Genomic DNA, 20,742 nt, shown 5'->3' with positions numbered 1-20,742 from the left:
GAACTGGCATGAGTGAATCCACCCGCGTTGCAGATGTACTGATCATCGGCGGTGGCCTGAGCGGCACGATGCTGGCCGTGCAACTGCTTCGCCTGCCGGGCACGCGGCGTATCCTGATAGTCGAACCCCGTGCTGAGTTGGGGCGCGGCGAAGCCTACAGCGCGGTCGAACTGGGCCATACGCTGAACGGCAATGCGGCGCGTATGAGCGTTGACCCGGACAATGCCGACGACCTGACCCAATGGCTCACCGACTACATCAGCGCCGGCGGATGGCCCGAGTCGAACCAACAGCATGTGCCTATCAGCGAGCTGTTCCCGCCACGGGGGCTTTTCGGCTTGTACGCGCAGCAGCGTCTGGCACAAGCCAAGGCGCTTTCTACATCGAGCGTCGAGCACATCCGCGCCGAAGGGGTAGACCTGCAAGTCGATGCCACCTCGGTGTTGTTGACCCTCGATACTGGCGAGCAACTGCGCGGCGCCTGTGCGGTATTGGCCACCGGCATGTTCCCTGCTGCGCGCACTCCGCAGACCGAGTCCACAGGATTGAATGCCGCCGCGTTGGACCCTTGGGATGTACCCGCGATGACCCGGCTCGACCCACAATCGACCGTGCTGATCATCGGCTCGGGCCTGACCATGGTCGATGCCGTGGTCTCCCTGGAACAGGCCGGGCATCGCGGACCTATCGAGGTTTTTTCGCGGCACGGCCTGTTGCCCCATGTACGCCGGCAACCGCCGAGCTGGGACGACTTCCTCGCCGCTGACCACAGCCTGAGCAGCCCCCGACAATTGCTGCGTGAGGTGCGACGCCAATGCCAGCTCGCGTTGGGGCAAGGCACAGACTGGCAGGCGCCGCTGGACACGGTGCGCGGGCATATCGCGCGGCTGTGGAGCCAGGCCAGTGAGGCCCAGAAGCGCCAGTTCGTGCGGCATGTACGGCCTTGGTGGGAAAGCCATCACCACCGTTCGCCGCCCTTGAGTGCGCAGTTGGTAGCGCGGTTGCAGGGGCAAGGGCGGTTGCGGATTCAGGCGGCGTCGTTCAAGGGCTTGGTGCCTTCGCAGAAGGGGGTTGCCATTGCGGTGCGCTACCGTGGCGAGGATGTGATCACCAAGATGTTGGGCGCTGCGCTGATCAATTCCAGCGGCATCGAATACGACTGGCGCCGGGTGGCCCGTCCTTTACCGCGGCAACTGCTCAAGCGCGGGTTGATCCAACCTGGGCCGCTGGCGCTGGGGATTGCGGCGGATGCGACGGGGGCGGTGCGGGATGCCCGCGGCGAGGTCAGCCAGCGACTGTTCGCCATGGGGCCGCCGTTGCGGGGCATGTGGTGGGAGAGTACGGCGGTGACCGATGTGGCGCTGCAGGCCAAGGCACTGGCCGCCAGGCTGACACAGCGCTGAATGTTGGAGCTGGTATTGATTGCCCCAATGCAAGTAACCGGTAATCTTGTGGCGAGGGAGCTTGCTCCCGCTGGAGTGCGAAGCGCTCCCAAGATCTTGGGGCCGCTGCGCAGCCCAGCGGGAGCAAGCTCCCTCGCCACAGTGCAGCGTTCCCACATCTGGATCGAGGGTCAGTGATTGATTCCCCCGATCCTCACCAACCCCGCTTCAAGCCCAAACACCTCAACCCCCTGCGGCGTCGATTGCCCGGTGGTGACTTTTACCCGCTGCACCGGTTTATCCATCGCCGCCCGATACTCCACCGTCATGTCCGCCTGGATCGCCTGGCTGGGAATCACGATCGCCTGGTCATTGTTATAAGTGACAATCGTCAACCGCGCACTCATGCCCAGGCGCACCCGCTGCAACTGCTGGGGCGTCAGGGTGGGGATCGACAAGGTCACCGGAAACTGCGCACTGCCCTGGCTGTCGCTGGCGATGGCCAGGCCGCTGACCACGCTGACTGAACCTGTCAGCCGCTCGCCATCAAAGCCATCGCCCATGACTTCAACGGTCTGGCCCTGACGCAGCTGGTTGATATCCAGCTCTGAGACCTTGGCCACGATTTTCAAGCGTTCGATATTGGCCAGCCCGAACAGCACCTGGCCCTGGCTGACCTTGCTGCCGGCCTGCACCGGCGCGTTGTTATTGCCGCCACCTTGAGCGGTACTGGTGCTGCCGGGCGCCGGTACCACGATGCCGGAGAAGGGCGCCTTGACCTCCTTGCCTTCGAGCAGTGTTTGCAAGGCTTCGTACTTCACCGTGGCATTGGTCAGCTCCATTTCGGCGATCTGCCGATATTCGCCCTGGCCTTGGTCCAGGGCTTGTTGCAGCTCACTGCGCGCCGCCGCCAAGTCCAATTGCTGTTGCTGGGTTTGCTGCTTGAGGTCGTCAAGTTCGTTACGAGGGATGATGCCGCGTTTGAACAGGTTTTCGCTCTCGGTAAGTTTGCGTTGGGTGTTGCCCGCGGTCATTTCAGCGGTGCGTAAACTGCGACGGGCGCGGCTGACGGTGGGGCTGCTGCCCCAGTCCTGCATTTCCTGCACGGTGCGTCGGGCCTTGAGTTGCGCGGAGAGGGCGTCGCGCAGCTGTACTTCAAGCGTCGCCGGGTCCATGCGCAACAGGACTTGGCCGGCCTCAACGCGCTGGCCTTGTTCGACCAGGTTGGCCAGCACATTGCCGTCGAACGGCGCCGTCAGGACGACGGTGGTGTCAGGCTCGATCTTGCCCACCAGCCCGATCTGGTGCACCAACGGGTCGGGCTTTACGGCCAGCCACTGTTCGCCTGTACCCGCCTGCTCAGCCCCGCTGCGTTGACTGAGCAGGGCGGCGGCCGCGCCGGCCAGCAGCAGGAACAAGGCAACGGCCAGCAGGGATTTTTTATTAGTAGTCATTAAGGGCAATTTCCCAACTTTCCAGCGTCATGCCCAGGGTCAGATCAAGCTGGGTCTGGGCGTTCAAATAAGCGATCAGCGCATTGAGCTGGGCGTTTTCGGCGTTGCGCAGGTCGGTCTCGAAGCTCAGCACCTGAAAGTTGGTGGAGCGCCCGGCGCTGAGCTTTTCCCGCTCGATCTCGATCTTGCGCCGCGACAACTCCACGGCGCGCTTGGATATTTCATATTGGCGCCAGCGGGTGCCAAGGTCACGTACCACATTGTTGACGTTGCGCTCCAGCTCCTGGCGGGCGTCGGTAATGCGGATTTCCTGGTCTTCTACATTTACCCGTGCACGCACTTCGGCCTGGCGCGTGCTGATATCGCCAATAGGGATTTGCACTTGCACCCCGGCGTAACTGTCCCAGGTGCGGTTATTGTTATGGCCGTTGTCATTATCGGTGGCGGCGCGTATCTGGTTGGCGCCGGCGACCAGGTCCACCTGCCAGCGCCCGGAATCCTTGGCGATCACCAGGTCGAGGTCGGCCTGTTGGCTACCGAGCAGGGCAGCGAGGTATTCCGGTTGCTGGTTTTGCGCAAGGTTGAAGGCCTGGCGCTTGTCGATCTCCATAGGGGTGGCTTCCAGGGCCTCGGTGGCACGCACCGGTGTCGACAGGTCCAGGGCCAGCAGGCGCAGCAACGCCAGGCGGCTGGTGTCGAGTTGGTTGCGCGCTTCTTCCACGCCTAATTGCTGGGTGGCGATATCGGCTTCGGTCTGCACGATCTCGAATTCGGCCATGCGCCCGGCGCTGATCAGCGCTTTGTTCACCTCCAGTAAAGTATTGGAGCGTTTGAGCGCTTCCTGGACGATCACCAACTGTTCCTGGGCGCGCAACAATTCGCGGTAGGTGGCGATGATCTGGCTGATGGTCTGCGCCACGGTGGCCTTGAGGTTCAGGCGGTTGGCCTGCTCGGCCAGGCGCGACAGGCGCAGCGGTGCGGTGGTGGCATCCCAGCCGGCCCCGCGCATCAGCGGTTGGATGATCGCAAGGTCCAGGCCGTCGCTGCGGTAGCGGCCGGCGCGGTTGGCGTTGTTCAACTGCTGGGTCCAGGCCATGCTCAAGCGCGTGCCGTATTCGCCGAGCAGGCTGCTGGTGGGCGCGACGTTGGCGTTGCGCGCATTGTCTTGGGAGCCACGGGTGCTGCGGTAATAGCTGTTGAGGGTGAGTTTGGGGTTGAACACATCTTCGGCCACGCGCAGGTCGAATTTCTGCGCCACCCGTTGCAGGTAGGCGCTGCGGATCGCCGGGTTATTACGCAGGCCCAGGTACACCGCGTCCCCCAGGGTCATGGTGGTGGTCTGGGCATTCAGCGAGACGCTACGCTCGTAGTCGCTGCGGGTGGTGCTGGGTGCCTGAGGGTTGATCACCACGTCGGCGGCCATGCCCGGCAGGCTGATCAGCATGAGCACTAGCAGGTACTTATTCATCGCGCAGGGCCTCAACCGGCTGCAAGCGTGAGGCCGACACCGCCGGGTAAATGCCAAAGAACAAACCCACCAGCAACGTACTGCCCACGCCCAGGGGCAGGGCAGCCACTGCCAACGCAAAGGCCCAGCCCGACAGCCACGCATACAGCCAGGCAGCGGTCATGCCCAGGACTGCGCCGCACAGCGCACCCACGGCGGTGAGGGTGACCGCTTCGAGCAAAAACAGGTTGCGGATATCCCGCTGGCGCGCGCCCAGGGCCATGCGGATGCCGATCTCACGGCGGCGTTCCGAGACGTTCATCAGCATCACGTTCATCACCCCCACACCACCGCCCACCAGGGAGATCGCGCCGAGGGCCAGGAGTAGATAGGCAAAGGTGCGGCTTTGGCGGGTCATGCCATCGATCATTTGCTGGGGCACCGTGATGTCGACGCTATGGTCGCTGAGCTGGGGTTGCAGCGCGGTGGCGGCGTCCCTGGCGATACGTTCCATGTCCTGTCCCGGCGCTGCGCGAATGATCAGGTTGTTGATCTGCGGGTTGGCGTAGATGCGGCGCATGCCCTCGGCGGGAATAAACAACGATTCGTTGGCTTGCACCGGCATCAGCATGGCCCTGGGCTGGTTGTGCAGGATACCCACCACCAGAAACAGGTAATCGTTGATACGCACACGGTCGCCCAGTTGCAGCGGGTCACCTGGCGCGCCAAGGGCCTGGGCGAGTTGGTCGCCGATCACTCCGTAGGTTTCGTTGGCGTCGAAGGGTGACAAGAAGCGCCCCTCACGCAGCGCCAGGCGCATGGCGTCCTGGATACCCGCAGTACTGCCGACAAAGTTGGCATTGGCGGTCCGCCCATGAAACACAATGGGCCCGCTGAACAGGCTGAGCGCGCCGATATGGGCAATGCCCGGCACTGCCCGCCGTACCGCATCCAGATCGAGCTGGGTGCGCATCGGCACATTGCTGTTGCCCTTGGGCGGGAACTGGGCGATGAGGGTATCGGTACCCATGTCCTTGAAAATCATCGCCGCATCCACCGCCGCGTTGTGGCCGATATTGATCAGCGCCACCACCGAGGAACTGCCGATGACGATCCCCAAGAGCGCCAGGATCGAACGCTTGCCCAGGGTACGCAGGCTGATAAAGGCTTCATGCAGCAGTTGGCTGAGGCTCTGCTCGACCCGCAGGCTCATGGGCGCCCAGCCTCATGCACCACGCCGTTGCGCACCAGGATCTTGCGCTCCAGGCGCTCGGCAATGTGGGGGTCGTGGGTGACGATGATCAGCGTCACCTGTTGCTCGCGGTTGAGGTTCAACAGCAGGTCCATGATCTCTTGGGCGGTAGTGCTGTCGAGGTTGCCGGTGGGTTCGTCGGCCAGGATCACCGAGGGCTTGCCGACCAAGGCGCGGGCAATGGCCACACGTTGGCGCTGCCCACCGGAGAGGTCGGCGGGGCGATGGTGGGCGCGTTCGGCGAGGCCGACTTGTGCGAGCATGCGCTGGGCGTGTTCCACCGATTCATGCCGCGACACGCCGCGATAACTCAAGGGCAGCGCGACGTTGTCCAGGGCACTGAGGCGTGGCAGCAGGTTGAAGCTCTGGAACACGAAGCCGATCTGCTGGTTGCGGATCGCTGCCAGCTCATCGGGGGTGGCGTTGAAAATATCGTGGCCGGCAAAGTGGTACTGGCCGCAGTTGGGCAGGTCCAGCAGGCCGAGGATATTGAGCAGGGTGCTTTTGCCGGAGCCAGAGGCACCGAGAATGCCGCAGCTGTCACCGCTGGCGATGGACAGGCACACGTCATTGAGAATGCTCAATTCTTGCCCGGCGAGCTGATAGCGCTTACCGATGCCTTGCAGGGAAATCAAACCGGGTTGCGCGGGGGTCTGTGTCATCATGACTACGCCTGCAGTCTCGACGGTACCGCCTTGCTCCCCGAAACTCCTTGTAACAAGTTCAGAAGCTGCCTGTAGCCGTCACGGACTGGTTTTATTTCTTGTTTTTAAAATATTGTTTGAATAGTAACTGCCTTCCTGACGCTTCGCCAGCCGTCGAGGTAGAGCGGTTTTACCGGTTGAAACGATTTTCTCAGCGGGTGTCAGAGGTGGGTAAAAACCCTACGATTTGCCTCAAAAGCCCGGATATAAGGGCTTTGCAAGATATGGCGGAGTGTCACTACTTGCTTTCGACGGGCCGCCCCGGTATAAAAAATCAAATTATTTTTTAAAACAATATTTCCGCCGTGGAACCCATATGGTCGCGAAGAAACTCAGCGCTCCAAACGTTACCAAGACTCGACTGCTGGATGCGACAGAGGCTCTTTTCATCAAGTACGGCTATGACGCCGTGTTGCTACGGCAGATAACCGAGCGTGCCCAGGTCAACCTGGCGGCGGTGAACTACCACTTCGGGGACAAGGACTCCCTGATGAAAACCTTGCTGATGCAGCGCCTGGAGCCCCTCAACGAGCAACGCCTGGAACTGCTGGCGCGCTGTGAAGCCGAATCCGATGGCCCGCTCGATTGCGACACACTCCTGGGCGTGCTGTTTGCCCCGGCCATGGGCCTGGAGCGCAGCGACCCGGCCAGCGGGGAAGGGCGTTCGTTCATTCGCTTCCTGGGCCGGGTCTACAGCGACACCTCGCCGTTTATCCAGGAATACCTCAAGGTCCATTACCAGCCGGTGTTCCAGCGCTTCTTCGAGGCCTTCGCCCTGGCCCTGCCGGATTTGCCACGTAATGAACTGGGGGTGCGCCTGCAATTTGCCCTCAAGGCCATTTCGGGCGTCATGGCAGGCACCGAACTGCGCCTGCTGATGAACTCCATGAGCCTGGGCCGCCCGGCCACGGATGCCGAGGTGATGGCCAAGCTGATCACGCTGGTGTCGGCGGCGATTCGGGTGCCGCAGCAAAGCCAGGAAGCCGAAACGGCACTGGCCAAGGTGCTGGAAACCCAGCGCGCCCTACGCGAACACCACGCCCTGTAGGAGCGAGCTTGCTCGCGAAAAACATCAACGATAACGCGAGCATTCTGGCTAACCGCGGCGTCATTGCGTTGTTCGCGAGCAAGCTCGCTGCTACAGAGGTTGGCCCTTTTTCGGAGCCAAAAAACAGGCAAAAAAAAGCCCGCTGGGGCGGCGGGCTTGATATGCAACGTTTGTAACGGATGAGGCTTCACACTACGTCTCGGCTTGTGAATAAAACGTGAAAAATATGTAAGAGAAAGTGTGAATGTGTCGATGTACGTAAAGCTGCTCTCCAGCTGTCGCTAAATCTTCCAGCGTGCGGCACTTTTGCCAAGCCGTTGACGCATCTGATCGACGTTCGCCGCCAGTTGCAGGGTCAACAGGCGATACCCATCCAGCGCGCTGTAAACCGGTGCATCAAGCGCAGGCTCGCTGGCATGGGCGTGACCGGTACGCTCCAATCGCTCCGTCACCCCCGATTTCAACGCGCGTGCCATCCCCACCAACTGCACCCGAATTTGCCGATGCTCGGCTTTCAACATGACTTGCATCCGAGCCGTGGCCTGCTCATCACGCGGGTCTGGCCGGGTATTGCCCAGAATCTCCAGGGTGCTGATGCACAGGCGCAGGTGACGCTGGATCGCGTCCAGTTCAGTCATGGAAATCCGCACTTCCTTGGACACCGACGGCATCAACGAACGCAGTTGCACCATCGCCCCGTTCAAACGGTTGAGCAGCTTGAGGTGTTCATCGTCAGTCACGGACTGGCCATTGATGATCCGGCTATAAATCTGCGCGCAGTCACGCAGGGCGCTGGCCAGGTTGTAGCGCCACGAATACACGGCGTACAACGGCAAGGCAAAGGAAAACGCCAGGGCCAGCACAATGCCGATGAGGATATCGACGGTGCGCCACAGGCCATCGGAGATCGGGTTGTCGCCATGGCCGGCGACGATAAACACCGTGATCGCCGACAGCAGCGCGATATAACCGCCCTTGCCGATGGCGTGATAGGAAAAGAATCCGCACACCACGGACATCAACAGATAGGTGAGCAACGGCAGGCCGAAGTAAGCCTGTTGTACCACCAGCAGCAAGCCGACGCTGGCGCCGATCAAGGTGCCGTAGGCGCGTTCGACGGCTTTCTTGCCGATATTGCCGTGGTGCTGCAACCCGCCGATGACGATCAGCATGGTCACCGACGCCCATTCACCGTGGGGCAGGTTGAGGCCGGTGGTCAGCAGGATGGTTGCCAGCAAACCCACCGATACGCGCGCGGCGTGGATCAGCTTGGCATGGCGAAAGCGGCGGTAGGGGTCGAGCAAGGGGCGCAGCAGGCGCCGGGCAAAGAAGGGCAGGTTCATCAGTCTTAAAATGGCCTCAAATGTATGAATGTGCTTGATCAAATGTGGGAGCTGGCTTGCCTGCGATAGCATCACCGCGACCTGACTGAAAGACCGAGGAGCTGGCATCGCAGGCAAGCCAGCTCCCACACTGACCTGTCTGCACATTGGAACGGGGTTGGCTTCAGAAGATGTAGTCGGTGGTCAGGAAACTCGAATCGCGGTTGCGCAAAATATCGCTGACCAACGCCTTGTTACTCTCCTGGAACTTGGTCGCCACCAAGGTGCGGATCGAGAACACGCGCAAGGCGTCATGCACCGACAACGTGCCCTCGGCCGAGTTCTTGCGCCCGTTGAAGGGGAATGTGTCCGGACCGCGCTGGCATTGGGCATTGATATTGATACGGCCCACCTGGTTGGCGAAGGTGTCCACCAGGCGTCCGACTGCCACGGGGTCGGTGCCGAAGAGGCTCAACTGCTGGCCGAAATCCGAGTCCAGCACGTAGTCGATCACGGTCTCCAGGTCACGATAGGGCACGATCGGCACCACCGGGCCGAATTGCTCTTCGTGGTAGACGCGCATCTGCGGGTTTACCGGGTACAGCACCGCCGGGTAGAAGAACGAACCACGGCTGCTGCCGCCCTCGGGGTTCATGACCTTGGCGCCATGGCGCGCCGCATCGGCCACCAGTTCGCTGAGGTAATCGACCTTGCCCACTTCCGGCAGTGGCGTCAGCGCCACGCCATCCTCCCACGGCATGCCGGGCTTGAGCGTCGCCAGCTTGGCGTTGAATTTCTCGATAAAGCGCTCGACCACGTCTTCATGCACGAACAGGATCTTCAACGCGGTGCAACGCTGGCCGTTGAACGACAGCGAGCCGGTGACCGCTTCGTTCACCGCATTGTCCAGGTCCACTTCGGGCAGCACGATCCCCGGGTTTTTGGCATCCAGGCCCAGCGCAGCACGCAAACGGTGTGGCTTGGGGTGCAGTTTTTTCAAATCACTGGCGGCCTTGTTGGTGCCGATAAATGCAAAGATATCGATCTTGCCGCTGGCCATCAGCGCGCTCACGGTCTCGCGGCCGCTGCCGTAGATCACGTTGATCACCCCGGCCGGGAAGCTGTCGCGGAAGGCTTCCAGCAAAGGGCGGATCAACAGCACACCCAGCTTGGCCGGCTTGAACACCACGGTATTGCCCATGATCAAGGCCGGGATCAGCGTGGTGAAGGTCTCGTTCAACGGGTAGTTGTAAGGCCCCATGCACAACGCCACGCCCAGGGGCACGCGGCGGATCTGGCCGAGGGTGTCCTGCTCCAGTTCAAAACGACTGCTGCGGCGGTCGAGTTCCTTGAGGGCATTGATGGTGTCGGTGATGTAGTCGCAGGTACGGTCGAATTCTTTCTGCGAGTCCTTGAGATTCTTGCCGATCTCCCACATTAGCAGCTTGACCACCGCATCGCGCTGTTCGCGCATGCGCCGCAAAAACGCTTCGACGTGCTGGATACGCTCGACCACGCGCATCGTCGGCCATGCACCCTGGCCACGGTCGTAGGCGCGCACGGCAGCATCCAGGGCGGTGAGGGCGGTGTCGGCATCCAGCAACGGCGTGCTGCCGATGTGTACACGCTCATCACCCAGTTGCACGGGGCTTTGCACGCGGGCGAGCGGGCCGTTCCACACCTGCAACTGGCCATCGACCAGGTATTCACGTTGTTCAATGGGCGCCGCCAGGCGAAATTGCTCGGGAATCTGCGCGGTGGAGGTGGGAAACAGCTGGGCGAGCAGGTTGCTGGTGGTCATGTCGCTACCCCTGGAATAGTTGCAAAACATGACTAGAGAGTCACCCAACAAGCGGCTCTAACGCAAGGCTTGCGCGCATTCTTGTTCGCAGGGTGGTGTACGCCGGGTAAACTGCGCGGCTTTTCAGAAGGAGTTCACATGAGTCAGTACCAGCCGGGCATTCTTGCCGCACCGGTGCCTTTGCAGGCCCGCCATCTGTTTTTTGCCCTGGATTCGTTGCAAGCCGTGCCCGCTGCGCTGGACGCGCTGGTGCAGTTGACGGATGCGGCGGCCGTGGTGGGGTTCGGTGAGCCGCTGGTAAAAGCGCTGGGTGCCCCGATCCCAGGGCTGCGCTCATTCCCGGCCGTTAGCGGCCCTGGCGCGCACAACCCGTCGACTCAGCAGGCGCTGTGGGTATGGTTGCATGGGGTGGATCGCGGTGAGTTGTTGCTGCGCAGCCGTGCCGTGGAAAAAGCGCTGGCTCCGGCGTTTCGCCTGGTGCAATCGACTGAAGGTTTCCGCTACAAGACCGGCTTTGACCTGACCGACTACGAAGACGGCACCGAAAACCCCCACGACGATGCCGCCGTGCAAGCCGCGCTGACCGACACCGGCGCCAGCTTCGCCGCGATCCAGCAATGGCAGCACGACCTCGACGGTTTCGCCGCATTGCCTGCCCAGGAGCGTGACCACATCATTGGCCGCCGCCATGGCGACAACGAAGAACTCGACGACGCCCCGGAATCGGCCCATACCAAGCGCACTGCCCAGGAAAGCTTTACCCCGGAAGCCTTCGTGGTACGTCGTTCGATGCCCTGGGCCGAGAATGGTCAGGCGGGGTTGATGTTCCTCGCGTTTGGTCATTCATTCGATGCGTTTGAAGCGCAGTTACGACGCATGAGTGGGTTGGAAGATGGGATTGTCGATGGCCTGTATCGCATCAGCAAGCCGCTGACCGGAGGCTATTACTGGTGCCCGCCGGTGAGGGAAGGGCGCCTGGACCTGAGTCTGGTTTTTTAACCGCCTTAATGCCTGCTTCCTGAGGTACGCTTCAAGCGCTTTTGAGCGCTTCCAGCCACGCGGGATCGAGCCGGGTTTGTTCGGTGTCGATCCCCGCTGCGTGCATCCTCGCCTTGTGTGCTTCGATTTCGCCGACCAGTTGCGCCTGGGCGCTGGAGTTGGCGTCCAGCTCGTGCATCTGCGTCAGCCCCAAGTGATAGAAGCGCAACAGTTTGATGGCTGCCGGGTCGTTGGCTTGCACCCGCTCGGTGACCTTGTGCGTCACGTTGGTCACGCTCATCAGGCTGCGCTTGAGCTGCCAGCCATACACCGCTGGCGCCAACCAGGCCTGGCTCCAGAACGGGCCACGCACCAGCGCGACCGTGATCAACACGCCGGCGAAGACGCCGCCGACATTGAAGCGAAAATTGTCACCGCCAGGCTCACCGAACAGCATCACCGCCAGGCTCGACAGCAGCATGGCCAAGGCCAGGAACAGCACCGCGACGATCAACGTGCTACGGCGGGTCTGTTGGCGATAGGCAGTGGGGTCGCAGGGTTTGAGTTCGAACATCCGGGGCAGTTCTCCAAAAAGGGCGGTCATCTTCTCACGCCTGGCGCAATGAAGTTGAACGATGGCGCGGGGCGGTTTCTCTAAAATGATGAACCCCTCATGAGGTCAGTCATCATGTCTGAACACAAGCAGCCACCGCCAGGTACACCGGATCCGAACCGTACGCCGGGCGAGGAGGAGCGTGATAACGATGCGTTGCGCCCCAACGATCCCAAAGAGCGCGGTCCGGACAACGATGTCGAGCGCGTAGAAGAAGACCTGGAAAACCTCCACGACAGAGCCCGCCCGCTTTAGCAGGAGAATATGATGAACAAACCTACCGATGGTCCCTCTTCCAACGAACACGCCAGTGGCAAGGATGAACTGGGCTTCGACCCGGACTCGCCGGATGTAGCCGACCCACAGGTCGATCCCATCGGCCCGGCTATTGCGCCGTTGGACAAAAAGGACGACGAGACAGCGAAAAAAAAGCCGCCCTACGATCCGTTGGGCGACTTGAAGCAATGAACCGAGCCCCGCCGTTGTGCGGGGCTTTGTTTACCTGGGCGGCGACCAGCTGACGTCGCTGATACCGTATTTTTCCGCCCAGGGCCGGGTGGTTTTTTTCACCTGTTCGTGACCTACGCGGCCGATGCGGCTGACATGGGCAATGTCGGCATCGACGGCCGCCCAATGCCAGGCCTCGGCGTTGTTCATCACTTCGGCGCGCACCACGAAAGACTTGGGTTTACCGTGTAGCTGATAGTGGACGGTGTAGATTTTTGCGGTACTCATGCTGCCTCCCAATCTTGTTATAGATGGATAGGCCGGCGCTCCAAAAGGTTCATTCAAAATGACAACGCAGGCAGAGGCGCGGCATAGTGACGCTCTTGCCCTGCGCCCAAGGATCGCGCCATGCACACACTCACCGATAGCCGCCTGTACCTGCAACGCCTGGGCTATGCATCGCCACCGCCGCCCACCCTGCAAACCCTGCGAGACTTGCAACTGCGCCATGTGTGCAGCTTTGCCTTTGAAAGCCTGTCGACCTTGATGCATGCACCGGTACCCATCGACCTGCCCAGCGTTGAGCGCAAGGTGCTGCACGAGGGGCGCGGCGGCTATTGCTACGAGTTGAACCAGCTGTTCCTGGCACTCTTGCAGGAACTGGGCTTCGAGGCCCGTGGCATCACCGGGCGTGTGGTGATCGGCGGCCCACCAGACGCCCACACTGGGCGAACCCATCGCTTGAGCCTGGTGACCCTCGACGGCGTGCGCTATATCACCGATGTCGGTTTTGGCGGCATGGTGCCCAGCAGCCCGTTGCAACTGGACAACGACGCACCCCAGCCCACCGCTCATGAGCCTTATCGCCTGACGCTCAAACACGGCAGCTACACGCTGTGGGCGCAGGTGGGCGAGGAGTGGCGTGGCCTGTACGTGTTCGATCTGCAAACCCAGGCCGACATCGACTATGAAATCGGCAACTGGTATGTCTCCACGCACCCAGGCTCCCCGTTTGTAGGGCAGTTGAAAGCCGCGTTGCTTGCGCCTGGCAGGCGCCATACGTTGGCAAACGCCCGCTATGCGGTTCATTACCTGGATCGGCCCAGCGAGAAGCGCAAGCTGGAGAGTGCTGATGAGTTGCTGACGTTATTGCGCGACACCTTCGGCATTTGTTTGCCGGCTCAGCCGCAACTTCGCGAAGCGGTTGAGCACCTGATCAGGGCCGATCTCGAAGAGTATTGAGATAGAGCCTTCGCTGAACCGTTTTTTCTCCGTTTTGGTGCAAATCAGTTCGAACTTTTTGCAAACGCCAAGGTTCGAACCGATTCCTGAATACTTTGCCCACCTTAAAATGGAGATGTAAAACGATGTCCAAACTATTCGGAAAATTCATCAAGAACACCTCGTTGCTGGCCCTGGTGGCTGCGCCTGGCGTGGTGTTCGCAGCACCTTCCACCGACCCGATTTCCACGTTCGGGATCATGGGCAGCTACAACGACTTCAAACTTGAAGGCGGTAGCGAAAGCGACAAGGACCACATGCCCGAAGCCGGCCTGTTCTACAACTTCGGCAACAAGCTCACCGCCGAGTCGGGCTTTATCTACCAGGCCGGTATCGAAGCCAAGTACGGCGAAAAAAGCGATAACAAACTCAAGGAAGGCCAGGCCGACCTCGACCTCGGCTGGCGCGCCGCGCTGGACGCGCGCAACTTCGTCGATGTGATCGTGGGCGGTGGCTACACCTGGACCCGCTACGAGCCGGACACCAATGGCTACGACATGAAGCTCACCAATAAGTCGCCGTTTGCCAAGGCAGCCCTGGGCTACAACCACCAGTTCGATGACATGACCCTGCGCGTTGAAGCCGGCGCCCGTCGCACCATCGACGGTCGCGCCAAGCTCAAGGTGGACGGCGTTGGCAGCGATAGCGTGGACCTCAAGGACCGCACCAACCCTTACGCCGAAGTCAGCCTGCTGATGAACCAGAAGGGCGACCTGCCAGTGATGGCGGGCCTGTACTACACCCGCACCGAGTACAAGCTCGATAACGATTCCTATGTGGCCGACAACACCAAGCTCAAGCGTGATGAGTACGGTTTCAAGGTGGGTATCGCGTTCTGACGCTGTTTGCGCTGCAAAAACGCCCCGAATGCTCGGGGCGTTTTTTTTGCGGCTATTGCCGGTCAGCCCAATGCGGCAAGTTGCGCCACGGTTTCCGGAAAGCGCGCCACTAGTCGTATCAACGTGACAGCCTGCGCATTCGGCTTGGCCCGGCCTTGCTCCCAGTTCTCCAGGGTGCGGGTGTTGGTGCGCAGGTACATGGCGAATACCGAGCGGGACAGGTTGAGTTGCTGGCGTACGGCGATTACCTCGTCAGCGCTGAGTGGCGCCAGCTTGTTGAGGTGCGCTTTGTGGGTGCGCAGGGTGATTTTTCCCTGGCGTTCACCAGCCAGGGCGTCGAAGCCTTCGACCAGTTCGGAAAAGATTTCACGTTTCATGGTGTGTTCTCGCTTTGATTTCCCTGTCTAGCATGTGTTTAAGGGCTTTTTTATGTTGTGGCGTCGGGTCGTTCTGTTCGTGTTTGCCGTACAAAGTGAATAACCAGAATTGCGTACCGCCTGACCACCAGTAGTAAATGACCCGCAGGCCACCGCGCTTGCCTTTGTTTCGTCGCTCATCGACGAAGCGAACCTTTCTCAACCCGCCCGTTCCCTCGATCACGTCTCCCGCTTCTGGGTTTTTCATCAACTCCTGCTGAAAACCGTGAAAAAGCTCATCGCTCAGATAGTCCCTGCGATGCCGTTCGAATGCCGGCAGTTCGATAAATAGAGCATCCATGTTCTGTACGTAGCCTGCGTATAGTTTGGTAGCCCACTCGCTATGGGTCAAGCGCCCAAGCTGTGGGAACTTTCTTAAAACACAAACACCTTAAGGCCGCATCCAACGGGGTAGATGCCGGATGAGGAGGCAGATTGAAGAGGAAATTTCAGCGAGTAGGGAAGGGAAAAAGCAAAGCTACAGAAACGCAAAACGGCGCCCAAAGGCGCCGTTCTGTTTAGTGCATCAACCTAAGCGATCAAACGCCCAGCACCGCGTGCTGCACCAGGGTGAGCAACGGTTGTGGGTACACGCCCAGGAAGAATGCGAGCAGGGCGATGGCCAGCAGCATGACGCCGCCTGCCTTCTGTTCCCAATGCAGCTCGGCATCCACACGGCGCAGGTTTGGCTCGATCAGGTACAGGGTGACCATCACGCGCAGGTAGTAGAACACGCCGATGGCACTGCCCAGTACCAGCGAGGCAACCAGCCACCATTCGTGGGCTTCGACACCGGTCGCGACAATGTAGAACTTGCCGATAAAGCCCGCCGTCAGCGGAATGCCGGCCAACGACAGCATCATCACGGTGAGCACGGCGGTCAGGTACGGACGGCGCCAGAACAGGCCGCGGTATTCGTACAGGGCGTCGGCGTCACGGCCTTTATACGGCGACGACATCAAGGTGATGACGCCGAACGCACCCAGGCTGGTGATCACGTAGGTGACCAGGTACACGCCAATGGCTTCCACGGCCAGGCCTTTGCTCGCCACCAGGGCGATCAGCAGGTAGCCGAAGTGGGCGATGGACGAATAACCCAGTAGACGCTTGAGGTTGTTCTGGGTCAGCGCCAGCAGGTTACCGAACAGGATCGACGCAATGGCGATCACCGTCAGCACGTTGCTCAGCACGCCGGTGTTGGCGGCAGGGGAGATCTGGAACAGACGCACCATCACTGCAAACACGGCCACTTTCGACGCGGTCGCCAGGAACGCGGCCACCGGCGCCGGGGCGCCTTCGTACACGTCGGGGGTCCACAGATGGAACGGCACCAGCGACAGCTTGAATGCCAGGCCGATCAGCATCATCGCCAGGCCCAACTGGGCAATCGGCGCCGGGCTGTTGGTGGCGGCCAGCGCGTGGCCGATACCGGTGAAGCTCAGGCTGCCGGCTTCGGCGTAGAGCAGGGCCATACCGAACAACAGGAACGCGGAACCGGCGGCCGACAGCACCATGTACTTGATGCCGGCTTCCAGGGAGCGCTTGTTGAAGAAGGCGTAGGCCACCAGGCCGTAGGTCGGGATCGACAGCAGTTCCAGGCCGATGAACAGGCCCGCCAGGTGCTGCGCGCTGACCAGCACGATACCGCCGGCCGCAGCCAGCAGGATCAGCAGGTACAGCTCTTCGCGGTTGCCCGGGTAGCCGGTGCCGCCTTCGCCGAGGTAGGCGTGGGCGAGGGTGACGCAGGCCAGGGTCGCCACCAGGATCAGGGCGATGTACAGCAGCGCGAAGTCATCGACCATCATCAATGGCGTGACTGCCAGTGGCGCGACCTTGAGGGCCGGGATGATCGACAGCAGGGCTAGGTTCAACCCGGCGCAGGACAGCAGGAACGTTTGCGAGTGATTGCGGCGCCAGGCGATTGCCAGCATCACCACCACGATGGTGAGGCTGGTAATCAGCAGCGGCGCAAGCGCGATAAAGTGTTGGATCGTGAATTCCATAGCGCTCTTACCGGGCCGAAGCGAGTTGAGAGAAGGCGGTGCCGAACCACTGCTGCACGCCATGCATCGTTGCGGCAGAAGTGTCCAGGAACGGTTGCGGGTACACGCCGATGAAGATCAGCAACACCGCAAGGCCGAGCACCATGATCAGTTCGCGCGCATCCATCCCTTGCAGGACGGTGTCGGACTTGGCTGGGCCGAAATAGGCGCGGTGGATCATGATCAGCGAGTAGACCGAACCGAACACCAGGCCGGAGGTGGCGATGGCGCTGATCCACGGCGTCTGCACAAAGGCACCCATCAGGATCAGGAACTCGCCGATGAAGTTACCGGTACCCGGCAAGCCCAGCGACGCGGCGGCAAAGAACAGGCTGATCGCCGGCAGGTAAGCGATGCGCGACCACACGCCACCCATTTCACGCATGTCACGGGTGTGCAGGCGCTCGTACAGCTGGCCACTCAGGATAAACAGCGCAGCGGCAGAAACACCGTGGGCCAACATCTGGATCACTGCGCCTTGCAACGCCAGCTGGCTGCCGGAGTAGATGCCGATCAGTACGAAACCCATGTGGGAAACGGACGAGAAGGCAATCAGACGCTTGATGTCGGTTTGCGCGAAAGCCAGGAACGCACCGTAGAAGATCCCGATCAGACCCAGGGTCATGGCAATCGGCGCGAATTCGGCCGAAGCATTCGGGAACAGCGGCAGGGCGAAACGCAGCAGGCCGTAGGCAGCGGTCTTCAACAGGATACCGGCCAGGTCCACGGAACCGGCAGTCGGCGCCTGGGCGTGAGCGTCAGGCAACCAGGAGTGGAACGGCACCACCGGCAGCTTCACCGCGAAGGCGATGAAGAAGCCCAGCATCAGCACGTACTCGGTGGTCAGCGACATCTTGGTTTTCAACAGGTCGGCGTAGTTGAAGGTAATCACGCCGGTGTTGTTGAAGTTGACCAGGACCAGACCCAGGATCGCCACCAACATGATCAGGCCGGAAGCCTGGGTGAAGATGAAGAACTTGGTCGCTGCGTAGATCCGGGTTTTCTTGCCGTCCGAAGAGCTGTGACCCCAGAGCGCGATGAGGAAGTACATCGGCACCAGCATCATTTCCCAGAAGAAGAAGAACATGAACAGGTCGAGGGCGAGGAACACGCCGACAACGCCGCCCAGGATCCACATCAGGTTCAGGTGGAAGAAGCCCACGTGACGCTGGATCTCTTTCCAGGAGCAGAGTACCGAGAGGATACCCAGCAGGCCGGTCAGCAGGATCATCAACAGCGACAGGCCGTCGAGGGCCAGGTGCACATTGATGCCGAAGCGCTGGATCCACACGTGCTTGAATTCAAGCGCGAAGGTGGGATCGACACCCGGTGCCGGAGCGAATGAATAGTCACCGTGGGCCCACAGCCAGAGGCCGAGCGCGAGTTCCAGGGACATGGTCAGCAACGCAATCCAGCGGGGGAGGGTGGCGCCGAAGCGTTCACCCATCCAGCAGAGCAGGCCGCCGATAAAGGGGATCAGGATTAGCCAGGGCAGAATCATGACGGGCTCGTTTCCTTTCGCAAGTTCGCAAAGTACGCAGTGCACTTAAACATAGTCAGACCGCTACCACGACGATGGCGCCGATCACCAGAACGGCACCCGCCGCCATGGACGCTGCATACCAACGCAATTGGCCGGTCTCGCTGCGGCTCAGGGCGGTGTGACCGGCCTTGGCGGCACGCGGGATCAAACCGATGGTCTGGTCGAGCGGGTCTTTGCGCAGCACGTGGCTGATCGCAAGGTAAGGTTTGACGAACAGTTTGTCGTAGATCCAATCGAAGCCCCAGGCAGCGAACCACCAGGCCGACAGGAAGCGACCAATGCCACTGTTGGCCACGGCAGTCACGAAGCGACGCTTGCCGAGGAACAGCAGAGCCGCCAGCAGGATACCGGCGATGGCGATGGCGCCCGAGGCGATTTCCAGGCTGTGCTGGGCTTCGCCGCCGGCATGGCCGACGCTTTGTGGCAATACACCGTGCAGTGGCGGGGTGATCATCGCACCGACGAAGGTCGACAGGATGATCAGCACCGACAGTGGCAACCAATGGGAGATGCCGTGGCCTGCGTGCGCTTCGGTCTTGGCTTCACCATGGAAGGTGATGAAGATCAGGCGGAAGGTGTACAGCGAGGTCATGAACGCACCTACCAGGCCTGCGTACAGCAGATTCTGGTTACCGCTGGCGAAAGCTTCCCAGAGGATTTCGTCCTTGGAGTAGAAGCCTGCGGTTACCAGCGGCAGGGCGGCCAGGGCGGCACCACCGACGATGAAGCTGGCGTAGGCCAGTGGCAGTTTCTTCCACAGGCCGCCCATCTTGAAGATGTTCTGCTCGTGGTGGCAGGCCACGATCACCGCACCGGAGGCGAGGAACAGCAGGGCCTTGAAGAACGCGTGGGTCATCAGGTGGAAGATCGCCGCGTCCCAGGCGCCGACGCCCAGGGCCAGGAACATGTAGCCGATCTGGCTCATGGTCGAGTAGGCGAGGATACGCTTGATGTCGGTCTGCACCAGCGCGGCGAAGCCGGCCAGTACCAGGGTCACGCCGCCGACGATACCCACCAGGTGCAGGATGTCCGGCGCCAGGGTGAACAGGCCGTGGGTACGGGCGATCAGGTAGACACCGGCGGTTACCATGGTGGCGGCGTGGATCAGTGCCGATACCGGGGTAGGACCGGCCATTGCATCCGCCAGCCAGGTTTGCAGCGGCAGTTGCGCAGATTTACCCACGGCGCCACCCAGCAGCATCAGGGTAGCCAGGGTGATCCAGAAGTCGCCGACCTGGAATTTCTGCGGTGCCAGCACCAGCAGTTCCTGGATGTTCAGCGTGCCCACCTGTTGGAACAGGATGAACAGGCCGATGGCCATGAACACGTCGCCGATGCGGGTGACGATAAACGCCTTGAGTGCTGCGTTACCGTTGTTGCGATTGCTGTAGTAGAAACCGATCAACAGGTACGAGCACAGGCCCACGCCTTCCCAGCCGAAGTACAGGAACAACAGGTTATCGCCCAGCACCAGGAACAGCATGCTGGCGATAAACAGGTTGGTGTACGAGAAGAAGCGCGAGTAGCCCGCTTCACCGCGCATGTACCAGGACGCGAACAGGTGGATCAGGAAGCCCACACCCACCACCACGCCGAGCATGGTGATCGACAGGCCGTCGATGTAGAGGGCGAAGTTGGGCTTGAAGCCCTCGACCGCCATCCACTGCCACAGCACCAGGGTGTAGTGACCACCTTCGGGCGGCGCCACGTTGAATTGCCAGATGACGTAGGCGGCCACGATGGCCGACAGGCCGATGGAGCCCACGCCGATCAGGGCCGAGAGGTTCTCCGACCAGCGCCCGCGAGAGAACGACAGCAGCAGGAAACCGATCAGGGGGAATACGAAAGTCAGAAAGATCATGTTCATCCGCGCATCTCACTGGCAGCGTCGATATCAAGCGTGTGGAAGCGACGATACAGCTGCAGCAGGATCGCCAGGCCAATACTGGCTTCGGCGGCTGCCAGGCTGATCACCAGGATGAACATCACTTGCCCATCCGGCTGGCCCCAACGTGCGCCTGCCACGATGAACGCCAGTGCCGCAGCGTTCATCATGATTTCCAGGCTCATCAACACGAACAGAATGTTACGGCGAACCATCAGGCCGACCAGGCCAAGGCAGAACAGGATGCCGGCGACCGCCAGACCATGCTCCAAAGGGATAGCAGGCATC

The 20,742-nt window shown here is 61.1% G+C and carries 22 protein-coding genes; 8 read left to right on the top strand and 14 right to left on the bottom strand.

All coding sequences use genetic code 11. The features are described 5' to 3' along the window. Positions 1–8 precede the first annotated feature (8 nt). Entirely contained in the window at positions 9–1,403 is a 1,395-nt protein-coding gene (locus ACP7CZ_RS01305; RefSeq protein ID WP_262020361.1) for an FAD/NAD(P)-binding protein, read from the top strand. A gap of 170 nt (positions 1,404–1,573) precedes the next feature. On the opposite strand, the gene ACP7CZ_RS01300 is transcribed toward ACP7CZ_RS01305, so the two are convergent. Genes ACP7CZ_RS01300 through ACP7CZ_RS01285 form a run of 4 tightly spaced genes read right to left on the bottom strand, consistent with a single transcriptional unit; the run spans position 1,574 to position 6,200 of the window. Next, a complete protein-coding gene (locus ACP7CZ_RS01300) occupies positions 1,574–2,836 on the bottom strand; it encodes an efflux RND transporter periplasmic adaptor subunit (protein WP_262020360.1) in 1,263 nt (420 codons plus the stop codon). Then, positions 2,826–4,304, bottom strand: coding sequence for a TolC family protein (locus ACP7CZ_RS01295; RefSeq protein WP_198790533.1), 1,479 nt, complete (start codon positions 4,302–4,304; stop codon positions 2,826–2,828). The genes ACP7CZ_RS01300 and ACP7CZ_RS01295 overlap by 11 nt, the downstream gene beginning before the upstream one ends. After that, positions 4,297–5,496 carry an ABC transporter permease gene (locus ACP7CZ_RS01290; RefSeq protein WP_198790532.1) on the bottom strand — a complete coding sequence of 400 codons (1,200 nt, stop codon included), beginning with the start codon at positions 5,494–5,496 and terminating at the stop codon, positions 4,297–4,299. Before ACP7CZ_RS01290 ends, ACP7CZ_RS01295 begins: the two co-directional genes overlap by 8 nt. Next, the gene (locus tag ACP7CZ_RS01285; protein ID WP_127880712.1) at positions 5,493–6,200 is read right to left on the bottom strand and encodes an ABC transporter ATP-binding protein; all 708 of its coding nucleotides are present in this window, start codon (positions 6,198–6,200) and stop codon (positions 5,493–5,495) included. Before ACP7CZ_RS01285 ends, ACP7CZ_RS01290 begins: the two co-directional genes overlap by 4 nt. Before the next feature lie 355 nt (positions 6,201–6,555). Between ACP7CZ_RS01285 and ACP7CZ_RS01280 the strand changes: the two genes are divergently transcribed. After that, positions 6,556–7,287, top strand: coding sequence for a TetR/AcrR family transcriptional regulator (locus ACP7CZ_RS01280; protein WP_034127895.1), 732 nt, complete (start codon positions 6,556–6,558; stop codon positions 7,285–7,287). 8 nt (positions 7,288–7,295) lie between these two features. Next, on the top strand, positions 7,296–7,463 hold the full coding sequence (locus tag ACP7CZ_RS01275) for a hypothetical protein (RefSeq protein WP_157717986.1): 168 nt from the start codon (positions 7,296–7,298) through the stop codon (positions 7,461–7,463). Between the two features lie 105 nt (positions 7,464–7,568). Here ACP7CZ_RS01275 and ACP7CZ_RS01270 read toward each other — a convergent pair whose 3' ends face one another. Continuing rightward, positions 7,569–8,630: an FUSC family protein gene (locus ACP7CZ_RS01270; RefSeq protein ID WP_034127894.1), complete on the bottom strand. Its 1,062-nt coding sequence runs from the start codon at positions 8,628–8,630 to the stop codon at positions 7,569–7,571. A gap of 163 nt (positions 8,631–8,793) precedes the next feature. Next, complete coding sequence (locus ACP7CZ_RS01265) at positions 8,794–10,410, bottom strand: NADP-dependent glyceraldehyde-3-phosphate dehydrogenase (protein WP_034127893.1); 1,617 nt, start codon at positions 10,408–10,410, stop codon at positions 8,794–8,796. Between the two features lie 138 nt (positions 10,411–10,548). On the opposite strand from ACP7CZ_RS01265, the gene ACP7CZ_RS01260 reads away from it, so the two are divergent. Beyond that, the gene (locus tag ACP7CZ_RS01260; RefSeq protein WP_054898718.1) at positions 10,549–11,409 is read left to right on the top strand and encodes a Dyp-type peroxidase; all 861 of its coding nucleotides are present in this window, start codon (positions 10,549–10,551) and stop codon (positions 11,407–11,409) included. Positions 11,410–11,440: 31 nt separating this feature from the next. Here the strand turns inward: ACP7CZ_RS01260 and ACP7CZ_RS01255 are convergent, their stop codons facing one another. Then, positions 11,441–11,962 (bottom strand): DUF3087 family protein, encoded by a 522-nt coding sequence (locus ACP7CZ_RS01255; RefSeq protein ID WP_426173746.1) that lies wholly within the window; start codon positions 11,960–11,962, stop codon positions 11,441–11,443. A 114-nt stretch (positions 11,963–12,076) separates the two neighbouring features. Between ACP7CZ_RS01255 and ACP7CZ_RS01250 the strand changes: the two genes are divergently transcribed. Next, positions 12,077–12,256 (top strand): hypothetical protein, encoded by a 180-nt coding sequence (locus tag ACP7CZ_RS01250; RefSeq protein ID WP_032902836.1) that lies wholly within the window; start codon positions 12,077–12,079, stop codon positions 12,254–12,256. A gap of 12 nt (positions 12,257–12,268) precedes the next feature. Further along, positions 12,269–12,469: a DUF6021 family protein gene (locus ACP7CZ_RS01245; RefSeq protein WP_032902837.1), complete on the top strand. Its 201-nt coding sequence runs from the start codon at positions 12,269–12,271 to the stop codon at positions 12,467–12,469. A 30-nt stretch (positions 12,470–12,499) separates the two neighbouring features. Here the strand turns inward: ACP7CZ_RS01245 and ACP7CZ_RS01240 are convergent, their stop codons facing one another. Then, positions 12,500–12,736 carry a DUF6555 family protein gene (locus ACP7CZ_RS01240; protein WP_003192128.1) on the bottom strand — a complete coding sequence of 79 codons (237 nt, stop codon included), beginning with the start codon at positions 12,734–12,736 and terminating at the stop codon, positions 12,500–12,502. Positions 12,737–12,856: 120 nt separating this feature from the next. On the opposite strand from ACP7CZ_RS01240, the gene ACP7CZ_RS01235 reads away from it, so the two are divergent. Next, positions 12,857–13,690, top strand: a complete 834-nt coding sequence (locus ACP7CZ_RS01235) for an arylamine N-acetyltransferase family protein (protein ID WP_054898719.1) — start codon at positions 12,857–12,859, stop codon at positions 13,688–13,690. A gap of 125 nt (positions 13,691–13,815) precedes the next feature. Beyond that, entirely contained in the window at positions 13,816–14,568 is a 753-nt protein-coding gene (locus ACP7CZ_RS01230) for an outer membrane beta-barrel protein (protein WP_072446044.1), read from the top strand. A 62-nt stretch (positions 14,569–14,630) separates the two neighbouring features. On the opposite strand, the gene ACP7CZ_RS01225 is transcribed toward ACP7CZ_RS01230, so the two are convergent. The 6 genes from ACP7CZ_RS01225 to nuoK all read right to left on the bottom strand — a co-directional run bounded on the left by ACP7CZ_RS01225 (position 14,631) and on the right by nuoK (position 20,741). Next, complete coding sequence (locus tag ACP7CZ_RS01225) at positions 14,631–14,945, bottom strand: helix-turn-helix domain-containing protein (protein ID WP_089042244.1); 315 nt, start codon at positions 14,943–14,945, stop codon at positions 14,631–14,633. Then, on the bottom strand, positions 14,935–15,285 hold the full coding sequence (locus ACP7CZ_RS01220) for a toxin (RefSeq protein WP_294196204.1): 351 nt from the start codon (positions 15,283–15,285) through the stop codon (positions 14,935–14,937). Before ACP7CZ_RS01220 ends, ACP7CZ_RS01225 begins: the two co-directional genes overlap by 11 nt. 238 nt (positions 15,286–15,523) lie before the next feature. Continuing rightward, a complete protein-coding gene (gene nuoN / locus ACP7CZ_RS01215; protein ID WP_003174731.1) occupies positions 15,524–16,987 on the bottom strand; it encodes an NADH-quinone oxidoreductase subunit NuoN in 1,464 nt (487 codons plus the stop codon). A 7-nt stretch (positions 16,988–16,994) separates the two neighbouring features. Continuing rightward, the gene (gene nuoM, locus ACP7CZ_RS01210; RefSeq protein WP_014718913.1) at positions 16,995–18,527 is read right to left on the bottom strand and encodes an NADH-quinone oxidoreductase subunit M; all 1,533 of its coding nucleotides are present in this window, start codon (positions 18,525–18,527) and stop codon (positions 16,995–16,997) included. 55 nt (positions 18,528–18,582) lie between these two features. Continuing rightward, complete coding sequence (nuoL, locus tag ACP7CZ_RS01205; RefSeq protein ID WP_014718912.1) at positions 18,583–20,436, bottom strand: NADH-quinone oxidoreductase subunit L; 1,854 nt, start codon at positions 20,434–20,436, stop codon at positions 18,583–18,585. Then, entirely contained in the window at positions 20,433–20,741 is a 309-nt protein-coding gene (gene nuoK / locus ACP7CZ_RS01200) for an NADH-quinone oxidoreductase subunit NuoK (protein WP_003174727.1), read from the bottom strand. Before nuoK ends, nuoL begins: the two co-directional genes overlap by 4 nt. Between the last annotated feature and the right edge of the window lies 1 nt (position 20,742).

It is taken from the genome of Pseudomonas sp. DWP2-2 (assembly GCF_049897065.1).
Lineage (GTDB): Bacteria > Pseudomonadota > Gammaproteobacteria > Pseudomonadales > Pseudomonadaceae > Aquipseudomonas > Aquipseudomonas paracarnis.
This window is presented reverse-complemented; position numbering and strand designations above follow the sequence as displayed.